This is a genomic window from Chamaesiphon sp. OTE_20_metabat_361 (genome assembly GCF_031364565.1).
The window spans coordinates 1-4,398 of record NZ_JANLWO010000034.1 but is presented as its reverse complement, the minus strand read 5'-3'; the positions used below and the strand labels follow the sequence as shown (position 1 = coordinate 4,398).

General features: G+C 46.5%; 5 protein-coding genes. 4 read left to right on the top strand and 1 reads right to left on the bottom strand.

What is annotated here, in order from left to right:
- The first annotated feature begins 229 nt into the window (after positions 1-229).
- From RMO35_RS00815 to RMO35_RS00800, 4 genes are all read left to right on the top strand, one after another.
- A complete protein-coding gene (locus RMO35_RS00815) occupies positions 230-457 on the top strand; it encodes a hypothetical protein (RefSeq protein WP_309737894.1) in 228 nt (75 codons plus the stop codon).
- Positions 458-475: 18 nt separating this feature from the next.
- Positions 476-1,525: a T3SS effector HopA1 family protein gene (locus RMO35_RS00810; protein WP_309737893.1), complete on the top strand. Its 1,050-nt coding sequence runs from the start codon at positions 476-478 to the stop codon at positions 1,523-1,525.
- A 294-nt stretch (positions 1,526-1,819) separates the two neighbouring features.
- Positions 1,820-2,062 (top strand): hypothetical protein, encoded by a 243-nt coding sequence (locus RMO35_RS00805; protein ID WP_309737891.1) that lies wholly within the window; start codon positions 1,820-1,822, stop codon positions 2,060-2,062.
- A 372-nt stretch (positions 2,063-2,434) separates the two neighbouring features.
- Positions 2,435-2,689, top strand: a complete 255-nt coding sequence (locus RMO35_RS00800) for a hypothetical protein (protein WP_309737889.1) — start codon at positions 2,435-2,437, stop codon at positions 2,687-2,689.
- Between the two features lie 152 nt (positions 2,690-2,841).
- On the opposite strand, the gene RMO35_RS00795 is transcribed toward RMO35_RS00800, so the two are convergent.
- Positions 2,842-4,245: an ATP-binding protein gene (locus RMO35_RS00795; RefSeq protein WP_309737888.1), complete on the bottom strand. Its 1,404-nt coding sequence runs from the start codon at positions 4,243-4,245 to the stop codon at positions 2,842-2,844.
- Positions 4,246-4,398 lie beyond the last annotated feature (153 nt).

The following is a 4,398-nucleotide window of genomic DNA, read 5'->3' as shown; positions in this document are numbered from 1 at the left end:
TCCGCGATCTCCAAAGCGTTGCTGCTCGTCGATGGTTATTTCAATCCGTTGAATCAGTGCTAACCCCGCAAATTGGGGCGATCCGGCTTTCGATCTCGGCTGTATTTTAGGTAGCTATTTAGAAATTTGGCTAGATGGATTAGCGATTAGCAATATCCTCAGCATTGATGAATCATTACAACTAGCAGCTACTCCCTTAGAGCTACTTCAGCCATCGTTATTTTCCTTAGTGCAATCGTATTTAGATACGTTTCCAGCCATTTTAGTCGCTCGTCCCGATTATCTCACCCGATCGCTCCAATTTGCGGGGTTAGCACTGATTCAACGGATTGAAATAACCATCGACGAGCAGCAACGCTTTGGAGATCGCGGAATTGTGATGCTCCAAGTGGCCAAGCAGTTGCTATGTACGCCACAAGCCGCAATGAAAACTTTATTCGCGCAAGACTTTACCTAATTAGTAGCTAAATAATTTATGTCAATATTCATGCAGAAATTGGTAGAAATCATCGAGACGATCGCGATCGATCCAGATTTAACTATCTCCCATCCTAACTATCCTCCCACCACGATCGATCCAGATCTGAGGGCGAGATTTACCCAGATACCAGTTCAGTTACAGCAAAAGTTTCTCACCGATCGCGTCTGTAACTATCTTTACGATCTGTATTTTACAGGGAGTAAACTCCCGATCGATCTAGTCAATCCCACAAATCAAATATTACCAGCCCAATTAAGCGATCGTTTTGATAATGGTGTCGATCTTAATTTTTATCGGCGGCTTCAGCATAGTAATACCAGTCGCGGCTATCTCGATCTCAATTGGCAGATCGTCGCCGTAACTGAAGATCGCGAACTTATCGTCGTCAAAGATGGACTGCACGTACATGTCGATCTGCAACAGCACGTACCGCCAAATCTCCATCAAGCTAAGATTGGCGATACCATTCCGATTTATTTACCGCACAATCTGGTTGGGATCGATACCTATATCATGGTCGGTAATGCTGGCTCTCCTCAACATGACGAGCGCCAATTCGTGCGAGTTTACTTCAATATTACACCCGATGCTGCTGTAACGATCGCCGCGCAATTAACCGCCGCATTAAATAAATTAGGCATTCGCTTCGAGTTTGCCATTCTCCACCACCCACACCTCTTTTGTCGCTATGACGCGGCAACACTCTGGCTGGCTGATGCCGATTACCTTGCCATCCAAACTACCCTACTAGCCATCTATCAAGCACATCAGACTGAATTTTCGCCGCAAGTACCGCTGTTTACCAAGCAATTAGCGCCGGGACTGGGACTCGCTCAGATGCCCCCGGCTACGAATTCGTTTGGACAGCATCGGTGCGAACTCGTCGCTGAGGGATTGGTGACGGCTTTCTTGCACGCGCAAACATCAACTACCGATAAGTTAGCTCGAATTGAAGCAGCTTGGCACAATGTACAACTCGACTGGCATCAGCCTTATCTCAATTCCTCCAGCCGCGATGATTATGCTACTTATGCCACTTCGTAACAAGGCTTTTGTTTGGCTAAAACTGACATCGTTAAGTCCCCAAATATTACAAGATCGTCATAGTTAGGTAGTAACTCGATCGATAGCCAGCCAGCCTTTGTGTCAAAATATGCGCTGATGTAGATATTGCCAGACCCTCAGAGCGTAGATTTTATACATAGTGTTATGTCTTTTCAATCTCGGCAGGTGGGTTGTGTGGGAAATCGCGATCGAGCATGATGATGTGTAACAAGAATCACAAAATGTCCGAAAGTACATTAACGATTCGATTTGTAACCTAAGAGGAATCCAAACATGGCTTTAATCAAAATCGCTGACTTAAACCTTGCTGGTAGCGACTTATTAGCAGGTGCTGAAAGCTTTCTTACCGAACTACAAGCAACTGATAGCAGCCAAATCTTTGGCGGTGGCGGTCATGGCGGTGGCGGTAGCAAAAAAGGCAGCAAAAAAGGCAGCAAAAAAGGCAGTAAAAATAGCAAAGGTTACGGCTATCCTTGCCCACCTGTATATTGCCCTCCTGTCTATCCCTGCCATTAATTGTCGATCGACAATTAGCGCGAACTAAATACCTCAGAAGGGATACTCATTATTGAGTATCCCTTCTGAGTTTGTGGCTGGGTGGCAATAGGGTGCTGCAAGTCCATCGTTATGGCTGCGGATTTGAAAATCGCCCATTCAGTGATACCGATCTCGAACCAGTTACTACAAACCCGTAGCTTCGATCGTGTTCTTTTGGACATTTGTTGTTAAAAATACAGATTTTACATATACCTTTATGTCTTTTTGCTCGCCGTAGATAGGTTGTCGATCGAATGGCGATCGGAGATCATAGATTTGTGATGAGAATCACCGACAGATTTAATTTGTTGACAGTCAACTTTTTAACATATTTAGGAGAACTGTACGATTATGGCTTTGATTACCATTTCCGACTTAAATGCTGACCTCTCGGCATCCAACAGCTTCCTCACCGAACTGCAAGCAACTGACAGCAGCCAGGTTTTTGGCGGTAGCAACTACGGTCACGGTTACGACAAGAAGGATAAGAAAGATAAAAAAGGCAAAGGTCATGGTTATGGTGGCCATGGCAATGATGATAAAGGCAAAGGTCACGGTTATGGTTATGGCGGTCATGGTAACGACGATTGTTACTGCGATGACTAATTTCAACCGCTAGCCTACGGGAAAACTCTAGCTGTGTGATGTCAAAACCCCTCCCATTGGCTGATGGGAAGGGTTTTGATGTTGGTAGCCGCGATCGATCGCCTGAAAAAATCATGAAGTGAGTATGCAGGAATCGAACACTTCCTCATGGGCTATTTTTGAGCTTGAGATTGCTTAAACGTGACAGTGACAGTCGTACCGACATCTACTTGACTCTCGATCGCGAGTTCGCCCTGATGACTAGCGACGATCGATTGGACGATCGCTAGTCCCAAACCCGAACCGCTGCTCACATCGGATGCTGTAGCTGTCCGTGCCAGATCGACACGATAAAACCTGTCAAATAAATAAGGCAGTGCCGTCTCAGGGATCCCAATCCCCCAATCGCGAACTTGGACTTGGAGGTAGGCTGTATTTTGGCGCAGTAGTTGTTGGAGTTCGATTTTTATCTGTGGTGGGGAAGCATTGAGATGACAATTATCGGTAGCTGGCAATGTGTACCCAATTGCATTAGTCAATAAATTGGTAAATAACCTCACCAATCTGTCCCAATCGCCATCGATACTAAAGGCTTCGAGTCGATCGTCTTCCTCACCTTGTCCGACAGTAATCGGCAGCGGATCGACAATTTCTAATACCAGCTCGATCCCTTTACTAGCAGCAGCCAATCTTTGTTCTTCGATCGTTTCCATCAGCAGGGCATCGAGGGGAACGGGACTGAGTTCTGGTGCCGCAATACTACTATCTTGACGCGCTAAAAATAACAAATCGTCAACCAGTCGCCCCAAGCGCCGCGTCAAACGTTCGATCGTCTGGAGTTGCTGGCGCTGCGCGGGTAACAGGGGTTCTTCACCCAGAGCTACTTGCACGTTAGTTTGAATCGTCGCAATCGGGTTGCGGAGTTCGTGAGAAGCGTCGGCGGTAAACTGTTTGAGCTGCTGATAAGATGCCTTAACTGGTTCGATCGCAATCCCGGATAAAAACCAGCCGATCGTCGCAACGCTGGCGATAATTAAGGAAGTGCCGATTGTCAGATCGACAATGAGCAATTCGGTTGGTTTGGTAACTTCAAACCACGGATGACTAACTCGCAAAAAACCTACCAACACGCCATTTTTATCGACTGGTGCGGTAATCTGCCGGAGGATGCGCTGGCTTTGCCGCTCCCCTGGAATATCGTTTTGCACCCGGACTGTTGCACCATCGAGATCGATCCATACGGGCAGGTTTAGTGGTTCTCTGAGCGTAGACCATAACAACTTGCCACTGAGATTAAATACTTCTAAATCGATCCGATCGTCGTCTAGCCTATTCGAGTTATCCTGAAAACTCGCCGCGACATTAATCTGAAACTGACTGGGTAAACCTGGTGCCTCGATCCGATCGATCGCGATCGATCGCGTCACTACTTCCACGACATGATTGAGAGTATCATCGACCCGCTCGATCAGCGTACTCCGCACGTAGATATACATTCCACTGGCAAACACCAGCAACACGATCGCCGTCACAGTGGTGTACCAAATTGCCAAACGGCGACGGGTGGTTTGAAACATACGGTTAGGATCGGCGGTCTAGAGGATAAAATAGTAATCGGAGTTAGCCTACGTCTCTTACCTACATTCTCTAATGAACGATCTCATAGATATCGACTGGGAACAACTGCATCAAGTTTCGGAAGACGATCCCGAATTTGAATTAGAATTACT

Coding starts and splice junctions, on each gene's coding strand:
- RMO35_RS00800 (WP_309737889.1), top strand. CDS start 2,435: ATGGCTTTGATTACCATTTCCGACTTAAATGCTGACCTCTCGGCATCC.
- RMO35_RS00795 (WP_309737888.1), bottom strand. CDS start 4,245: ATGTTTCAAACCACCCGTCGCCGTTTGGCAATTTGGTACACCACTGTG.
- RMO35_RS00810 (WP_309737893.1), top strand. CDS start 476: ATGTCAATATTCATGCAGAAATTGGTAGAAATCATCGAGACGATCGCG.
- RMO35_RS00805 (WP_309737891.1), top strand. CDS start 1,820: ATGGCTTTAATCAAAATCGCTGACTTAAACCTTGCTGGTAGCGACTTA.